The organism is Allocatelliglobosispora scoriae (genome assembly GCF_014204945.1).
GTDB lineage: Bacteria > Actinomycetota > Actinomycetes > Mycobacteriales > Micromonosporaceae > Allocatelliglobosispora > Allocatelliglobosispora scoriae.
In genome coordinates this window covers 1,524,035-1,540,909 of the sequence record NZ_JACHMN010000003.1, presented here as the reverse complement: position 1 = coordinate 1,540,909, position 16,875 = coordinate 1,524,035, and the positions used below count along the sequence as shown (strand labels likewise).

Annotated in this window: 12 protein-coding genes; 3 read left to right on the top strand and 9 right to left on the bottom strand. The window is 71.9% G+C overall.

Features of this window, described 5'->3' with window-relative positions; translation table 11 throughout:
* Positions 1-159 precede the first annotated feature (159 nt).
* From F4553_RS33370 to F4553_RS33340, 7 genes are all read right to left on the bottom strand, one after another.
* Complete coding sequence (locus F4553_RS33370; RefSeq protein ID WP_184844373.1) at positions 160-735, bottom strand: neocarzinostatin apoprotein domain-containing protein; 576 nt, start codon at positions 733-735, stop codon at positions 160-162.
* A gap of 11 nt (positions 736-746) precedes the next feature.
* Complete coding sequence (locus F4553_RS33365; protein ID WP_184844370.1) at positions 747-3,797, bottom strand: ABC transporter permease subunit; 3,051 nt, start codon at positions 3,795-3,797, stop codon at positions 747-749.
* The gene (locus F4553_RS33360; protein ID WP_184844345.1) at positions 3,794-4,513 is read right to left on the bottom strand and encodes an ABC transporter ATP-binding protein; all 720 of its coding nucleotides are present in this window, start codon (positions 4,511-4,513) and stop codon (positions 3,794-3,796) included. Before F4553_RS33360 ends, F4553_RS33365 begins: the two co-directional genes overlap by 4 nt.
* Complete coding sequence (locus tag F4553_RS33355; protein ID WP_184844342.1) at positions 4,503-5,834, bottom strand: type 1 periplasmic-binding domain-containing protein; 1,332 nt, start codon at positions 5,832-5,834, stop codon at positions 4,503-4,505. The genes F4553_RS33360 and F4553_RS33355 overlap by 11 nt, the downstream gene beginning before the upstream one ends.
* The gene (locus F4553_RS33350; protein WP_184844339.1) at positions 5,827-6,870 is read right to left on the bottom strand and encodes a hypothetical protein; all 1,044 of its coding nucleotides are present in this window, start codon (positions 6,868-6,870) and stop codon (positions 5,827-5,829) included. The genes F4553_RS33355 and F4553_RS33350 overlap by 8 nt, the downstream gene beginning before the upstream one ends.
* A 164-nt stretch (positions 6,871-7,034) precedes the next feature.
* The gene (locus F4553_RS33345; protein ID WP_184844336.1) at positions 7,035-7,979 is read right to left on the bottom strand and encodes a WxL protein peptidoglycan domain-containing protein; all 945 of its coding nucleotides are present in this window, start codon (positions 7,977-7,979) and stop codon (positions 7,035-7,037) included.
* Positions 7,980-8,058: 79 nt separating this feature from the next.
* The gene (locus F4553_RS33340) at positions 8,059-9,717 is read right to left on the bottom strand and encodes a WxL domain-containing protein (protein ID WP_184844333.1); all 1,659 of its coding nucleotides are present in this window, start codon (positions 9,715-9,717) and stop codon (positions 8,059-8,061) included.
* A gap of 210 nt (positions 9,718-9,927) precedes the next feature.
* On the opposite strand from F4553_RS33340, the gene F4553_RS33335 reads away from it, so the two are divergent.
* Complete coding sequence (locus F4553_RS33335) at positions 9,928-10,599, top strand: hypothetical protein (protein WP_184844330.1); 672 nt, start codon at positions 9,928-9,930, stop codon at positions 10,597-10,599.
* A gap of 573 nt (positions 10,600-11,172) precedes the next feature.
* On the opposite strand, the gene F4553_RS33330 is transcribed toward F4553_RS33335, so the two are convergent.
* Positions 11,173-12,417 carry an RNA polymerase sigma factor gene (locus tag F4553_RS33330; protein ID WP_184844327.1) on the bottom strand — a complete coding sequence of 415 codons (1,245 nt, stop codon included), beginning with the start codon at positions 12,415-12,417 and terminating at the stop codon, positions 11,173-11,175.
* Positions 12,417-12,833: a YciI family protein gene (locus F4553_RS33325; protein WP_184844324.1), complete on the bottom strand. Its 417-nt coding sequence runs from the start codon at positions 12,831-12,833 to the stop codon at positions 12,417-12,419. The genes F4553_RS33330 and F4553_RS33325 overlap by 1 nt, the downstream gene beginning before the upstream one ends.
* A gap of 302 nt (positions 12,834-13,135) precedes the next feature.
* Between F4553_RS33325 and F4553_RS33320 the strand changes: the two genes are divergently transcribed.
* Positions 13,136-16,060, top strand: a complete 2,925-nt coding sequence (locus F4553_RS33320) for a peroxidase family protein (protein ID WP_184844321.1) — start codon at positions 13,136-13,138, stop codon at positions 16,058-16,060.
* A 180-nt stretch (positions 16,061-16,240) separates the two neighbouring features.
* Positions 16,241-16,867: a hypothetical protein gene (locus tag F4553_RS33315; protein WP_184844319.1), complete on the top strand. Its 627-nt coding sequence runs from the start codon at positions 16,241-16,243 to the stop codon at positions 16,865-16,867.
* Positions 16,868-16,875: the final 8 nt, after the last annotated feature.

The window sequence follows — 16,875 nt, the reverse complement described above, 5'->3', positions numbered from 1 at the left end:
GGCACCCCTCTTGGTCTCTGCGTGCATGTCGATGTCGAACAACGATCTTCATTGACCTCTTGCAGAGTAGACAGGGGCCTCAACAGCTCGTGACCTGGGCAAACGGCAAAATACCCGGAACATCTGCTCCGGGTATTTATCGATATATGAGCGGCTCGATCAGGCGGTCCGGCGGCGCGGTAGCAGGAGCAGGAAGCCGATTCCCGGGAGCAGCAGCGCCGTCCCGCCGAGCAGGATCACCCAGTGCTCGTCGCCGGGTCCGGTCCGGGGCAGGCTCGGTGTCGGGGGGCCGGACGGTGCCGTGGAGGCTTTCACCGTACCAAAGGTGATCTTTTTGCTTGATTTGTTTGCCTTGACGATCGCATCGCTCGCGGACGACGGCAGGAGCTGCGCCGCGATCACACACTGGCGCTTGGTGCAGTCGAAGCTGCCGAACTTCACCGCCAGCTTCAGCGTCGTCGGCGGGATCCTGCCGGTGGCGTCGGCGTTGACGAAGACCGCGCCGCCGGCGAGGTTGCAGTCGGTCGGACCGGCGACCTCGGCGATGCACTGCCCGATCGCGATCTGGGTGATGCTCGGGGTGAAACCCGAACCGTTGACCGTGATCCGCTCACCGTCGGCGAGCCCGGTCGACTTGCTCAGGGTCAGCGTCGGCGCCGCCCACGCGGCCGACGGCAGGGCGAAGACGGCCAGGAGCAGCGCGGCCAGGCCCGCCGCCACACGCTTCATCCACATAAGACTCTCCTCTAGACGGAAGCACCCGAGCGGTGCACAGCAGCGGATTCGGTGCCGAGATAGGACGCGACGACGGCCGGGTGGCGGCGTACGTCGTCGGGGGTGCCGTCGGCGATGACCCGACCGGCCTCCATCGCGACGATCCGGCCGGCGAGCGAGGCGAGCAGCGGCAGGTCGTGCTCGATGATGAGCAGCGCAACACCGAGCTCGGTGTTGACGCGGCGCAGCAGGGCGCCGAGGGCGATCCCGTCGGCCTGGGAGACGCCGGACGACGGCTCGTCGAGCAGCAGCAGCGCGGGTTCCAGGGCGAGCAGGCAGGTCAGCTCGACCAGGCGCCGGGTGCCGGTGGAGAGCTCCCCCACCGGGCGGTCGGCGATGTCGGCGAGCCCGAGCAGGTCCAGCAGCTCGGCCGCGCGGGCCGCCTTGCGCCGTTCCGGCCCGCCCGCGCCGAGCAGCCCGGCGAGCACCCCGCTGGGCGCGAGCCGCTCCTGCGCGACGAGCACGGACTCCCCCACGGTGAGGGTCGGGAAGAGCCGAGCGTCCTGAAAGGACCGGACGAGCCCCTGCCGAGCCCGCCGCTGCGGGCTCAGCCGGGTGACATCGCGCCCGGCGAAGCCGATCGACCCGGTCTCGGGCGCGGTGAACCCGGCGATGATCTCGAACAGGGTGGTCTTGCCCGCACCGTTGGGTCCGATGATGCCGACGACCTCCCCGGCGGCGACGCGGATGTCGACCCCGGCGACGGCCCGCACTCCCCCGAAGGACCGGCTCACGCCACGCGCCTCCAGCAGCACGCCACCGGTCACGGGCAGCGGCGCGGACCGCGCGGGCAGCCGCCGCGCAGGCTCCACCCGAGCGACACCGCGAGGCCGCGCGGTGCGCTCTTCCCCCACCCCCGACTGGTACGCCGACACGCCACCCCCGGCACCGTCACGCGCCTGCTCGCGCCCCGAGGGACTCCGCACCTGATAGGCCTTCGGGCCGAGACCCGCGGCGCTGCCCGCCCACGGCACCTCCGGCAGTCCGCCCGCGCCGTCGCCGAGCTGTCCGGCGATATCCTGATTCGCCGGGTGATGCGTAGGTGTAAGCAGAGCAAAGTCTCGCGCGGACCCACCAGCCCCGGCCTCCGCCGCAGTCGGCACGGCCCCGCCCGCACTCCGGCCCGGCCCGGCGTCGGCAACGCTCGGCCCCCCGCGCGCCGAACCCGCGTGACGCCCGCGCCCCCGATAGGACCAACTCTTGAAGAGTTGCGGTGATCTTGCGAGCTTCGTCAGCGGCTCGGCGAGCCCGCCGGGCAGCAGCACCACGACGAGCAGCCACGCCACTGTCAGCGCGGCCTGACCGGGGATCCCGAGCTCCACCAGCCCCGGGACCCCGATCAGCAACGCCGACCCGAGCAGCGGACCGCTCAGCAGCCCGATCCCGCCGACGACCGACAGCGCCACCACGTCCACCCCCGCCGAGGCCGGGAAGCTGTTCACGGTGAGCAGGCTCTGCCCGTGACCGATCACCACACCGCCGAGCCCGGCGAGTGCCCCGGCCACGGCGTAGGCCTGCAGCCGCCGCAGCGGTACCCCGACGGTCAGCGCCCGAGCCGCGTCCTCGTTGTCCCGCACCGCGAGCAGCAGCCGACCGAGCCCGCCCCGGCGCAGGTTGTGCGTCACGAACAACCCGACCGCGAGCATGAGCAGCGCGAAGAGGTAGTAGTCCTTCGCCAGCACCAGGGTGTATCCGGACCACTGCGGCTTCGCCGCGTCGAGCCCGTCGCCGAGCAGGAAGTCCTGCCGCAGCAGCCACGCACTGGTCGCGAGCGCGAAGGCGAGTGTCGTCGCGGCGAGCGCCAGCCCTCGCAACCGCAGCGCGGGCAGCCCGACGAGCGCGGCCGAGAGCGCGGCGGCAGCGCACCCGGCGACGGCGGCGAGGAAGAAGTTGCCGCTGCTCGCCGCCGCGTGCAGTGAGACGGCGGCACCGATCCCGGCGAACGCGAACTGGCCCAGCGACAGCTCCCCGGCGATGCCGGTGACGATGAGCACCGAGAGCCCGACCAGGGCGAACCCGGCGACGCTCGTCAGCACCGACGCGACCTCGTTGCTGACGAGGTAGGCGAGCCCGGCGGCACCGAGCAGCCCGGCGAGTGCGAGGATCCAGCCGGTGCGCCCGGTCTTCGCGAGCACCTGCCGCGGCCAGAGTGCCTGCTCGGCGTCACGGCGGCCGAGACGGGGCTGCGAGAGCAGCGCGACCAGGATGAAAAGCGCCAGGGCAAGCTCGACGGCTCCCCGTCCGGCGCCCTCGGCGAGCATGATCTGCTCGACCACGCCGACGCCGAGGCAGGCGGCGAACGCGATCGGCAGCGACGACATCCGGGCGGCGACGGCACCGGCGAGCCCGCGCAGCAGCAGGTCCGGGCCGAGGGTCTCGATCGACTGGGTGCCCTGCGTCGGCGTGACGAGCACGGCGGAGAAGGCCGCGACGGCACCGGCGATGCCCCAGGCGAGGGTGGCCATGCGACCGGGCCCGATGCCGTTGAGCGCTGCGGCGTCCGGCGCGTCGGCGGCGGCCCGGATCGCCAGCCCGTGGCGGCTGCGCCGCAGGAAGAGCGCGAGCGCCCCGAGCAGCACCGGCGTCAGCAGGGCCATGGCGACGAAGGCGGGGCCGATCGGCGTACGCCCGATGGTGAACGACGGCAGCCCCGGCGGCACCGGGAAGCGGCTCCCGCTCAGCCCCTCGCTGTTGACGAGCAGGGCCAGGATCAGCACGAACTGTGACAGCCCCAGCGTCGCGATCATCCCGATGACGTGCGGCCGTCCGCGCAGCCGGCGTACGACACCTGCTTCAATGATCGCCGCGACACCCCCACCGACGGCGAGCGCGACCGGCAGCGCCGCCCAGTAGGGCACCCCCCAGCCGCTGACGAGCTTGCCGAGGACCGCCGCGCCGAAGACGCCGATGGAGCCGTGCGCGAAGTTGAGGAACCGGCTCGACCGGTAGACGAGCACCAGCCCCACGGCGAGCAGGCCGTAGGTGAGTCCGGTGAACAGGCCCAGGACCGTGGCGTCGATCATGCTTGTCCGCCCAGCATCAGGGAGCGCACCAGTTCCGGGCGCCCGGCGAGCTCGGCCGCGGTGTGCTCGGCGGCGACCGTGCCCTTCTCCAGGAAGTAGAGCCGGTCGGCGAGGGCGAGCGCGACGTTGACGGACTGCTCCACGACGACGACGGTCATGCCGGTGGCGTTGAGGCGGCGCACCATCTCCATCAGGCCGCCGACGACGATCGGGGCGAGGCCGAGGGAGAGCTCGTCGATGAGGAGCACCGTCGGCCGCTGCACCAGCGCCTTGGCGAGGACGAGCATCTGCCGTTCCCCGCCGGAGAGGGTGGACGCCGGTTGGTGCGCCCGCTGGGCCAGGCGGGGGAAGACGGCGAGGGCGGCGTCGACGCCGTGGCGGGTGTCGGTGCGACTGCCGGCGTACCCGTGGATGCGCAGGTTGTCGAGGACGGAGAGCGAGCCGAACGCGGCCTGGCCCACGACGGTGCTCAGGCCGAGGCGCACCCGGCGGACGGCCGGGACCCGGGTGATGTCGGCGCCGGCGAGCTCGACCGTGCCGGAGCTGGGGCGCAGCAGGCCCGACAGGACCCGCAGCAGCGTCGACTTGCCGACCCCGTTGGGTCCGCAGACGGCGACGGTCTCCCCGGGTGCGACCCGCATCGTGAGTCCGAAGAGGACCTGCACCGCGCCGTAGGAGCAGTGTATCGAGGTGGCGGTGAGCGCGTCAGCGGGCAAAGGGCACCTCCGGGCCGCGGTAGGCGAAGCAGCCGCATCCGGTGTCGAAGGCCATCACCCGGTAGCCGTTGGCGGCGGCGTGGCGCTTCGGGTCGAGCAGCCCGGCGAACCCGGCGGCCGGTGCGTAGCCGGTGCCGAGGGCCTGCGCGGCCCGGCCGAACGCGGCGGCGTTGAGGTTGGCGCCGAGGTCCCGCGACGCCCTGTGCAGCAGCAGCGCGGCGTCGCAGTAGGGCAGCGCCACCCGGGCGTTCTCCCGGGTCTTGAAGGACTGCCCGGCGGCGGCGTAGATGCCGACGCAGGCCTTCTCCGCCTCGGTCGCCGGGAAGGCGTACCCGTTGTCGGGCACGTCCTGGCTCGGGTTGAAGCCGATCCCGATCATGTCGACGAGCGAGGCGGCCGGGATCGTCGACGGGTTGTTGACGAGGAAGGTCGGGTTGTCGAAGCTGCTGATGGCGTAGCGCGCCGTGAAGTCCTGCGCGGCCGCGGCGGTGAGGAAGAAGGCGGCCATCCGGGCGCCGCCGAGGAAGAGCACCCGGTTGATGCCCTTGCTGCGGAAGTCGATCGCGGCCTGGTTGAGCCCGGCGTTGAGGGTGCCGAGGTCGGTCGTGTCGATCCAGGAGACCGTCGCGGTGACGCCCGCGGCGGCGAGCTGCGGCTCGGCGAACGCGTCGTAGGCGGCCCGGTTGATCGGCGTGTCCGCCGCGACGACCCCGGCCTGCGACTGCCCCTCGAAATACCGCTGCTCGCCCAGGCTCGACAGGAACGCGCTCACGAACTCGTCATAGGCGGGGAAGCTCGGTGCCCACAGGTAGGGCGAGAGGCGCTGGTAGGTCGCGTCGTCGGTGGCGACGAGCGTCGCGTCGAGCACGAGCGTACGCCGCTGGGCGTAGCAGGGTCGCGCGTTGGACTGGAACTGCCCGGTCAGCACGACGGCGAAGGCCTGGTCGTCCTGGGTGATCTGGTTGCAGAGCTTCTCCTCGGCGGCGGGTGAGTCGTTGCTCGCCTCGTAGGACCGGAACACCGCCTCCAGCTTGCGCCCGGCGATGCCGCCGTTGGCGTTGACCCAGGTCTCCAGCGCCTTCACCTGCTTGGCGGGGTCACCGGCGTCGACGCTGGTGAAGCCGGTGAGCTGACTCGTCCTGCCGAGGTCGACGCCGACGAAGACGACCTTCACCGAGTCGGCGGTGACACCGGGACCGACCCCCTCGACCTGGACCGGCTGCTGGTCGAGGGCGCCGGGCATCACCGCCGAGCAGCCGGTGAACGCCACCGCCGCGACGACCGCCGCAGCCGCCGTCCGCAGGACCACCGTCCTATCCACGGGTCACCCCCTCCGATTGGCGAGCCGCCAGGTAGTCGTCGAGCGCTTCCAGATCCACGACGGCGCTCGCGGACTCCGGCCGGTGTTCGAGCAGTTCCCGCAGGTCCGGGGTGGCGAGCTGGCCGCCCGAGAGCCGTCGCAGCCGACCGGTGCCGGGTGCGTCGTCGAAGACGAGGTAGGCGCCGAGCGACGGGACGCGTACGACCGAGGGCAGCAGCACGTCGGCATCGGCGGCGAGCGCCGGTCCGTGGCCTCGCACGCGCACCCGCCGCACGCGCCGCGCGACTCCCACCGCGATCAGGACCAACCCCAAAAGATTGACCAAAACCAATCCCCACGGGTACGCCGAGTGCACCGCCCGCGCCCGCCCGGCCCCCGCCACCTCGACGGTGACCGGGTAGTCCCCGAACGCGGCGAACGGAATCGTCACCGCCACCTCGTAGGTGCGGGTCTGCCCCGCCCGGAGCTCGCCCGTCGACGGCGCGGGGACGGCGTCCTCGGAGCGCCCGACCCGGACGGTCAGCGGCACCCCGGTCACCGCGCCCGGACCGGCGTTGCGGATGGTGTAGACGAGCGTCCGGTGCTGCGCTCCGCCGAACCACGCCGAGACCGAGCCGCCGCCGGTGAGCCGCGCCTCGATCACCTCCAGCACGGTGCTGGTCCGCCCCGGCACCGGCGTGGGACCGGTCTTGTGCCCGACGATCTCGATGGGACTGTCGACGTGCCCGGCCTCCCCCGCCCCGACGCTGGCGACATGCACCACGCACGGGCACGGCCGGGGCGGGTCCCCGATGACGATGTCGAGCGCGAACGTCCCGTCACCCTTGACCGTGGTGGCGATCGCCCCGGGCATGTCACACGACGACGACCCCGGTAGGGCGAGCTCACCACAGGTCACGATCTGGATCAGCTGCCCGCCCGGCCATCCGGTCCCGGTGGCCCGGATCACGTCCCCCGGAATGGCTTTCGGCACGCTCAGCACCACACTCCGCCCATCCGCAGCAGCAGCCGCCGCCGCCGCCCAAGATCGCGTCACGTTTTGCAGCAAAACGTGGCCATTTCCGCGCGCGAAGCCACGGTTTGCTGCAAAACGTGACGGGAGCTGCGGGGCGGTGGCGGTGGGCGTACCCCCGAGGGGGTTGGCGGCCGGGACCGGGAGTGCCAGCGCGAGCAGCGCTCCACACAGGACGGAGAGTGCCCTCATACGAGCCGCCTCGGGCGCAGGCGGCGGGCCCGGACCCGGCGGCGGACCAGCCAGACCGCGAGCAGCGCGGCGAGGAGCAGGACCGCGAGGGCCGGCCAGACGCCGAGCAGGACCGTCGTCGAGGAGCTGGTGGTGACCCCGCCCTCGGCGGTCACGGTGACCTTGGTCGTCACGATGTCGACCGGCCAGGCGCCGGCGAGCCCGGACCGCAGTCTCGTCACCGCGCCCGGCACCAGATCGAGCTGCGGCACCGCACCGGTCTGCCGCACGCCGTGCCCGAAGAGCCCGGACGACCGCACCGAGATCGTCGGCACCAGGTGCACGTTGCCGGTGTTGGCGAGCGTGTAGGAGAGCTCGTCACCGCTCGCCCGCAGGTCCGAGACGGCGAGCCCGGGCACCGCCGCGCCGCTCACCCGCAGATAGACGCGGGCCGCGACGGCCTGGCGCACGTTGACCGTCATGCCGCCGTCGCTGGTCTGCCCGCTCGGTACGGCCTCACCGGCGACGATGCCGCCGACGTGATCGCCGGGCGGGGCGTTGGGCGGCACGGTGATGGTGAAGGGGATGTCGCTCTGGCTCTTCGCCGGGATGACGACGGTGGTCGCCGAGACGCTGGTCCAGGAGCCGATGCCGTGCTGGGGATCCGTCGCCGCGGCGAGTCCGAAGCCGCCGTCGGTGGCGGTGTTGAACGCGTCGGCGCCGTAGATCAGGAAGGTCAGGGGCTTGTCGCTGACGTTGGCGACGCGTACCGAGTCGAGCACGGTCTGGCCGGGCGGCGACTCCAGGAAGAAGTAGACGCGCGGCGCGGGGCCCGCGACCGCGGGCGGGGTCGGCGTCACCGACCAGCGGCCGTTGCCCGCGGCGTGGCCGGGCAGCGCGGGCAGCAGTACGAGCGCGCTGGCGGCCACCAGCGCCGACGCCAGGCGCGACCGTCGAGTCATCAGCCGTCTCCCCGAGGTGTTGGATGGGGTGGAGCCGGTGGGGACGGATAGCGCCCGCCCCCACCGGTGTATCTACGGGTCAGCTCAACGTGATCGTGAGCGTCGCCGAATAGGCTCCGGCCAGCTGGTTCGCGGGCACGGAGAGGGCGAGCGCCGCGGAGGCGTCGAAGCTGCCACCGGTACCGGTCGCGCTGGCCGGGGCCGAGCACAACGTCGCGGAGTTCACCGGACCGGCGGAGCCGGCCGCGGCGGTCACCGCGTTCGTCGCACCGGGGGTCCCGACGCAGACCGGGGTCCAGGACAGGTTCGCCTTCGGGATGGTGCCGCCGGGGGTGCCGGTGAAGTCGGAGAGGGTCCCGACCAGGCTCCAGCCGAAGGTGCTGCCGCGATAGTCCGTCACGGTGATCACCGAGAGGTTGCCGGTGCTCGTGTGGACGGTGCCGTTCAGGGTCACGCCCGTCAGGGCGATGTTGCTGGTACCGGCCGCGCGGGCCATCGCGAGGTTGCCCGCGGTGACGATCTGCGACAGGTTGTAGGTCAGCGCGCACTGCCCGGTGGCCGCCGCGCCGGTCTTCGCGACACAGGCATCGGCCGAGGCCGACCAGGTCGCGATGGCGAAGAGGGTGCCGGGGCCCACGCCCGACGAAGCGCCGAGGTAAGCCGTGGTGCTGTCGTTGACGGTGAACGTGCCGCTGATGCCACCGCTCGCCGAGGCCGTCACCGAGATCGGCGCGTCCCCCGTGGGGCTGGGCGGCGGCGGTCCGGCGAGCGCCTTGTAGCCACCGATCGCCACGGTGCTGCCGGGGTTCCAGTTGGTGCCGCTCACCGCCACCGCGGTGCCCGTTCCGCCACCACCGGGGTTGATGGAGACGGTCGGTGCGCCGAGGATGGTCAGTGGTGCGACCACGGTGTTGACGCCGTCGGAGATCGCGATCGTCCGCGCTCCCGTCGTGGCGCCCGCCGGTACGGTCAGCGTCCCCGTGCCCGCGCCGGATGCGTTGGTGGTGCCCGTTCCGGTGCCCTCGCCGGTGCCGGCCCCGGCCGCGTCCTTGAGGGAGGCGGAGAGCGTGGCACCGGGCGCGAGGCCCGAGACCGCGAAGGTGATGGCGTTACCCGCGCGGGCATGCGTCGTAACGGTCTGTCCGGTCACCGCGGTGACGCTCGCCGAACCGTTGAAGACGCTGAAGGACTCCACGATCGTGCTCGGCTGCGGGCTCGCCTTCTGATCGCGATCCCCTGCGTCCGAGCAGTAGGTGGCCGCCGTGGCGTTGGCGAACTTGATCTGGCTGACCGTGGCGGTCGCGGCACCCGCTCCCGCACCCGCCACGAACGTCCCCGTCGCGGTGATCGGGCCGAGCGGGACGTAACCCGCCTTCGCCGATGCCGGATAGGCGGCCAGGTTCAGGTTCACGGTGCCGGACTGCGACCCGCCGAGGGCCACCTTCACGATCACCGGGACATCACCGGCGTTGAGTGGTGCGGGTCCGTTGGTGACACCGGCCGCCGCCGTGAAGGTGACGGTCACGGTCTGCCCGGGCGTCGGCTGCGCCGGTGCCACAGTCAGTCCGTAGGTGTCGTTCCACGTCGTGGGCGAGGTGCCCGTACCCGTATCGCCGAAGTAGAGCCGGCAGCCCAGCGAATTCGCCGTCGGCCCGTAGGCCTGCGCCGGTGAACCGGCCAGACCGAGTGCGGTGACGACAGCGAAACTGCCGGCAACAACCGCATACTTCCTTCGCATAGAACCTCCCTTCTCCACTGTTTCGCTAGACGAAACAGTGTTCTCGTCAGCGATACGTTAATGAAGTCAGTGGTCCCGCCGGTTGTCAACCGTCCAGACGGAGGTCTTTCACAAACGGCATCCGCCACCCCTTGCGCCACCAGGCACGCGAGAATTACCTTTCCCCGTGACGGAACAGCGTTCCCCCCATCGAAACGACGGGCAGGCGACATGATCTCGGCAGCGCTGGCGGTTATCGCCCTGCTCCTCGTCGCGCTCGCCGTTCTCGCCCTGCGCCACCGGGCCGCCGCCGGACCCGTCGCGGTGCTCGTCGCCGGGCTCTGCGCCGCGATCGCCTATGACAACGCGGCGGTCGCCGTGGGCCGGTTCGTCGGCTTCGGCGCGACCCTGGAGACGATCAACGCGGCCCGCTACTGGATCCACGACCTCTTCACGCCGGTCGCGGTCATCGCCGGCTGCGCCCTCGCGGCCCGCGCCGGCCTGGCCTGGTTCGCAGGCCGTCCGGCCCGCATCACGACGATCCTGGCCACGGCCGCGCTCATCGCGCTGGGAGTCGCCACCGACCTGGCCGTCCTGAGTCTCCAGCCTCGGGGGTACGCCGACACGCTCCGCTATGTCAACGAGGGCGCGTCCGGGCCCCCGATCGCCGCCATCATCACGATCGTGCTGCTCATCGCGGTCGGCACGGCGATCTGGCGGCGTACCGGGGTGGCGTGGCTCTGCCTCGGCGCGATCGCGATGTTCGTCGCGGCGGCGGTGGGCTTCCGCCACTTCTGGATCGGCAACGTCGGCGAGCTCCTCCTCCAGGCCGCGTTCGTCGCCACCCTCACCGCCACTTCGCGCGCCCCGCTCGATCGCACGGTTTCGGGGCCAGCCACATGATCACGCCACGTCCGCGAAGGGCGCTCAGCGCGTATGAGATCACGCCACTTCGGGGAAGTAAGGCGCTCCACGCGCATGATCGCGCCGTTTCCCGGAAATAAGGCGCTCAGCAGGCGCCCGATGGGCTTGTTTCCGCGAAACAACGCGATCATGCGCGTGGAACAGTCGCTCCCGGACCCCCGCCCGCCGCAACTCTTCAAGAGTTGGTCCTAACCCGGCACCCCCACCTGCACCCAACACCCCACGCCGATCGCCCGCGCATCGCCCCTATGCATCGCACCGTACCCACGCCTGCGCATCGCCTATGCCCCGCGCACCGCGCCCGCACCGCGCACCGCGCACCGCGCACCGGCTGCGTTCCCCGGACACTGCCGGTCCCCCGTCACGGTTTGCAGCAAAGCGTGGCCTCGCGAAGCGAAATGGCCACGCTTTGCTGCAAACCGTGACCCCCACCCGGCCCCGCACACCGCCATAGCACCAACTCTTGAAGAGTTGCGCCGATCTTGGGCGCACCAGCCGACGATGATCGCGTTGTTTCCGGGAAACAGCGCGATCATGCCGCGACGGGACGGGTCAGAGGAGGCGGGTGGCCCGGGTGTTCAGGTAGCGCTGCTGGGGGAGGCTGCTCGACAGGGACGCAGCCTCCAGATAGGACTCCCGGGCCCCGGTCAGGTCTCCGGCGAGCTCCAGCAGGTGGGCCCGGACCGCGGGCAGCCGGTGGTCGGCGGCCATCCGCTCGTCGGACGCCACGCCCGAGAGCAGGTCGAGTCCGGCGTGGGGGCCGTGGACCATGGCTACCGCGACGGCGTGGTTGAGGGCCACCACCGGATTGTCGGAGAGCCGGAGCAGCAGCTCATAGAGGGCGAGGATCTGCGGCCAGTCCGTCTCGGCGGCGCTCGGCGCCTCGTCGTGGACCGCCGCGATCGCCGCCTGCAGCTGGTAGGGGCCGATCGCGCCCCGGGGCAGCGCCTCGGTGAGCAGCGCGACGCCCTCGGCGATGGCCCCGGCGTTCCACCGGCTGCGGTCCTGCTCGGCCATGGGGATCAGCTCGCCGCCCGGACCGGTACGCGCATGCCGCCGCGCATCGGTGAGCAGCATCAACGCGAGCAGCCCGGCCACTTCGCCATCGGCCGGGAGCAGCGCCCTGACCATCCGGGCCAGCCGGATCGCCTCGACGGCGAGTTCGACGCGGTGCAGGTTCGGGCCGGCCGTGGTGGCGTACCCCTCATTGAAGATCAGATAGAGCACGTGCAGGACGGCGCCGAGCCGCTCGGGCTCGGGTGGCATCCCGAAGGGAATGCCGCTGGACCGGATGGCCTGCTTGGCGCGCGTGATCCGCCTGGTCATGGTGGCTTCGGGGACGAGGAACGCGCGGGCGACCTCGGCGGTGGTGAGACCGCCGACGGCGCGCAGGGTGAGCGCGATCTGCGACGACGGCGTCAGCGACGGGTGGCAGCAGAGGAAGAGCAGGATGAGCGTGTCGTCGGCGTCCGAGACGGTCCCGGGCGGCAGTTCCCACCGGGCGAGATCGTCCTCCCGGCGGCGCCGGGCCTGCTCGCTGCGGAGCAGATCGGTGAGGCGGCGGGACGCGACGGTGATGAGCCAGGCCCGAGGGTTGTCCGGCAGCCCTTCGACGGGCCACTGCGTGGCGGCGGCGAGCAGCGCCTCCTGCACCGCGTCCTCAGCGGTGTCGAAGTGGCCGTAACGCCGCACCAGCGCGCCGAGGACCTGCGGCGCCAGGCGGCGGAGCAGGTCCTCGGGCACCGAGGCCACGAAAGGCACCGACGGCACGGAAGGCACCGGAGGCACCGGAGACATCACCCGTCCAGGTCGGCCCGGCTGTCGAGGATCGGCCGGACGTCGGCGTAGCTCTCGGACCAGATCCCGCCGGGGCTGGGGCAGGCGCCGAGCCGGGCGGCGATCTCGGTGGCCCGGTCGAAGCTCGCGCACTCGACGAGCCAGAACCCGGCGAGCACCTCCTCGGTCTCGGCATAGGGCCCGTCGGTGACGACCGGTACGCCGCTGCGCAGCCGCACCCGCCGGCTGTGCACGGGCGCGTCGAGCCCCTGCGTGTCGACGAACTCGCCGGACTCGATCAGCTCGGCCGTGAACGACTCCATGAACGCGTGCATCGGCGCGAAGTCCTCCGGCGCGAAGACCGGCCCGTCCGTCGCCTTGCCCGTCATGATGTCGTAGTCGTGCTGAGAGCCGTACATCAAGATCATGTATTTCATGACCGCTCCTCGTTCACCGGCGCCCCTGCGGCACCTCTCACCGGAGACGTCGGAGCCACCGACCCCACCCGGACATCCCCGCTGAAGAGATCCTCCCCCAGGTTCGCCCCCCATCAGCACCGACTCTTCAAGAGTTGGTGCGGAAAAGCCGCCCGAACGCGGTCAGGAGCTGGGGATATCGACGGGTATTGACAGCGCGGCCCCTCGGGGACGAATCTTCTCCCCGAGAGCGCTCTCTGCACGGAGCCCGCGCCACCTGCCCGGTGGACGTGCTCCGACCGTCCCGAGCAGGGAGATGTGTCATGCCAACCGTCCTCCGTTCCGCCGCGCCCCGTCCCAGGCCGGCCCGTCGCATCACCGCAGCGGCGATGATCGCGCTGCTCATCGGCTCGATCATGTCCGCAACCGCAGCACCCGCCCAGGCCGCGCCCGCCCTGCTGTCACAGGGCAGGCCGGCCACCGCGTCGTCCACCGAGAGCGCCGCCACCCCGGCGTCGGCGGCGGTCGACGGCAACGGCACCACCCGCTGGTCCAGCGCCTTCAGCGATCCGCAGTGGCTGCGGGTCGACCTCGGCGCCCCGGCCTCGATCAGCCAGGTCACGCTGGCCTGGCAGACCGCCTACGCCACCGCGTTCCAGCTCCAGGTCTCCGACAACGCGACGACGTGGACGACCGTCTACTCGACGAGCACCGGCACCGGCGGCACGCAGACCGTCGCGGTCGCCGGCACCGGTCGCTACGTGCGGTTCTACGGGACCGCCCGGCAGACCGCCTACGGCTTCTCGCTGTGGGAGTTCCAGGTCCGGGGCTCGTTCGTCCGGGCCCGGTGCGGCACGGCCAACGCCGCGCTGAACCGGCCGGTGACCGCCTCCTCCACCGAGAACGGCGGCACCCCGGCGTCGGCCGCGGTCGACGGCAACACCGCGACCCGGTGGTCCAGCGCCTTCGCCGATCCGCAGTGGCTCCAGGTGGACCTCGGCTCGTCGCAGCGGATCTGCCAGGTGCTGCTGATCTGGCAGGCGTCCTACGCCACCGCGTTCCAGGTGCAGCTCTCCGACACCGGGACGGCCTGGACCACCGCCTATTCGACGACGAGCGGCACCGGCGGCACGCAGTCTCTGACGGTCAGCGGCACCGGCCGCTATCTGCGGATCTACGGCACCGCCCGGCACACCGCCTACGGCTACTCGCTCTGGGAGCTGCAGGTCTTCGGCATGCCGAGCCTGCCGATCCTGGGCACGTGGGAGGCGGAGACCCTGACCGGGGCGGGCAACAACCTCGCCAACCCCGCGCTCGGCACCTCGGGCAGCCCCTACTCCCGGGTCTCGACCGCCCGCTATGCCGACGGCCGCAGCGCGATGGTGGCCGGGCCCAATCCCCGGTACGTCTCCAACCGGATCTTCAATGACGGCAACGTCAACGTCTTCTCCGAGCGCGGGGTCACCCAGTGGGGCAACGTCTGGGGGCAGTTCCTCGACCACACCCTGGGCCTGCGACAGGAGGCCGGGACCGCCGCCGATATCCCCTTCAACGCCGCCGACCCGATGGAGACCTTCGCCAACGACCTGGGCGTGGTGCCGTTCACCCGATCCGTCCCCGCTCCCGGCACCGGGGTCGCCAACCCCCGGCAGCAGCTCAACACGATCAGCTCGTTCATCGACGCCTGGGCCGTCTACGGCGGGTCCGACGCCCGGCTGGACTGGCTGCGCGACGGCTCCCAGGACGGCGATCCCACCAACAACAGCGCCACCCTCTTCCTGCCGGGCGGCTACCTGCCCCGCCGCGACAGCCGGGGCAACCCGGCCGCCGCGCCCGTGATGTCGGTGGACGGCAGGCTGATCGGCACACCCCACCGAGCCGTCGTCGCCGGTGACGTGCGCGCCAACGAGAACATCGCGCTCACCGCCACCCAGACGCTCTTCGCCCGCGAGCACAACCGGATCGTGTCCCTGCTCCCGGCGACCATGTCGCAGCAGGACAGGTTCCAGATCGCCCGGGCGGTGGTCATCGCCGAGCAGCAGCACATCACCTACACCGAGTTCCTGCCCGCGATGGGGGTGACGCTGCCGCCCTACCAGGGATATGACGAGACCCGGGACCCGTCGGTGTCGCAGGAGTTCGCCGCGGTCGGCTACCGCGCGCACAGCCAGATCCACGGCGAGATGGAGTTCGAGGCCGACGCCGACCGCTACTCCCCGGCCACCCTCGCCGCGCTGGAAGCCCAGGGTGTCGAGGTCGCGGTCGACGGGGACGACGTGGAGATCGCGGTGCCGCTCAACGCCGCGTTCTTCAACCCCGACCTGGTCAACCAGATCCAGCTCGGCCCGGTGCTCCAGGGGATCGGCGGCGAGTCGGAGTACCGCAACGACGAGATGATCGACAACCAGCTCCGCAGCGTGCTCTTCCAGATCCCGGTCGCGGGCAACCCCGGCTGCCTGGACGGGCCGACCCTGCCGCAGTGCTTCCGCGGCGTCGTCGACCTCGGCGCGATCGACGTGCAGCGGGGCCGCGACCACGGCCTGCCCGGCTACAACGAGCTGCGCAACGCCTACGGCCTGCCGTCGAAGGGCTCCTTCACCGCGATCACCGGCGAGGGGCGGGAGACCTTCACCGCCGACCCCCTGCTCACCCCCGGGCACGAGATCGACGACCCGAACAGCCTCGACATCGTGCAGCTCTTCGACATCGACGGCAACCCGACCACGGTGGAGGCCGACAACGCCACCCGGGTGGTCCGGCGGACCACGCTCGCGGCGCGGCTGCGGGCCGTCTACGGGCTCGTCGCCAACGTCGACGCCTTCACCGGCATGGTCGCCGAGAAGCACGTCCCCGGCACCGAGATGGGTGAGCTGCAGCTCGCGATCTGGCAGCGGCAGTTCGCCGCCGCCCGCGACGGGGACCGGTTCTTCTACCTCAACGACCCGCTGCAGGATTATGTGAAGCAGACCTTCGGGATCGACTCGCACCAGACGTTGGCGCAGCTGATCGCGCTCAACACCGACATACCACAGGCCGAGTTGTCCGCCAACGTGTTCCGGCTGCCGGGAGCGCCCGGGCTCACGGCACAGGCGGCGAACCCCGTGGGCACTGCCCGGGCGGGCACGGCCGCCACGATCACGGTCGGCCGCCAGCACGAGGAGAGCCCCGGCAGCGTGCCGGTGCGCGGTCCGGCCGGGATCGTGCCGGTCCGCGCCGGGACCCGGCACGGTCGGCGGCGCCGGCGGTAGGCGTACCCCCGAGGTGTGAACCAACCGCCGTGCCGGCGGTCAAGCCGGCACGGCGGCCACCCCCTCAGCCGGTCAGCCCTGATCGGTGTCGGGCAGGCGACTCGGCTCGCGGGCGCGGCTCCTCGCGGCTCTAGGGTGCAGTGATCTCCACACCACCCGCGCCGCAAAGGACCCCCGGACATGCCGTACCGCCCCAGTACCGCGCTCCAGCTCACGGCCGCGGTCGCCCTCGTCAGCCTGCTCGCGGGCTGCCCGAAGGACAGCCCGGACAGCTCGTCTCCCACGGTCAGCACCCAGCTCAGCCCGTCGCCGAGCCCGGCGAAGCCGCTCGCCGCGGCGCCGACCTGCGCCGAGATCAAGGGCTCGATCGTCCGCGGGCTCATCGACCCCTACTACGCCTTCGGTAAGGACGGCGCGCCCCTGACCGAGGGGATCTTCTCCGGTGAGGACGGTCTCAACCTCGTCGTGCAGCAGCCTTGCACCACCGGTGACCTGGGCGGGGAGATCGGCAACGTCACCGTCGGCACGATCATGAACAGCATCGTCGACACGACCGGCCGGACCTGGTCGGTGATGCTCTGCACCAAGGGCGCCGACCGGGCGCAGTGCGTGGTCCACTTCGCGCTCGGCGACCGCGACCCGATCGAGTCGGTGACCGTCGCGGACAAGAAGCTGACCCTCGTCTACCTGACCCGGCCCGCCGACGGCCCGGCTGCGGGCGTGAGCATCAAGCGGACCGCGATCTACGCCACCGACGGGACAATCCTCAAGGAGCAGTCCCACACCGACGCCCCTTACACTCCGTAGCACGGCCG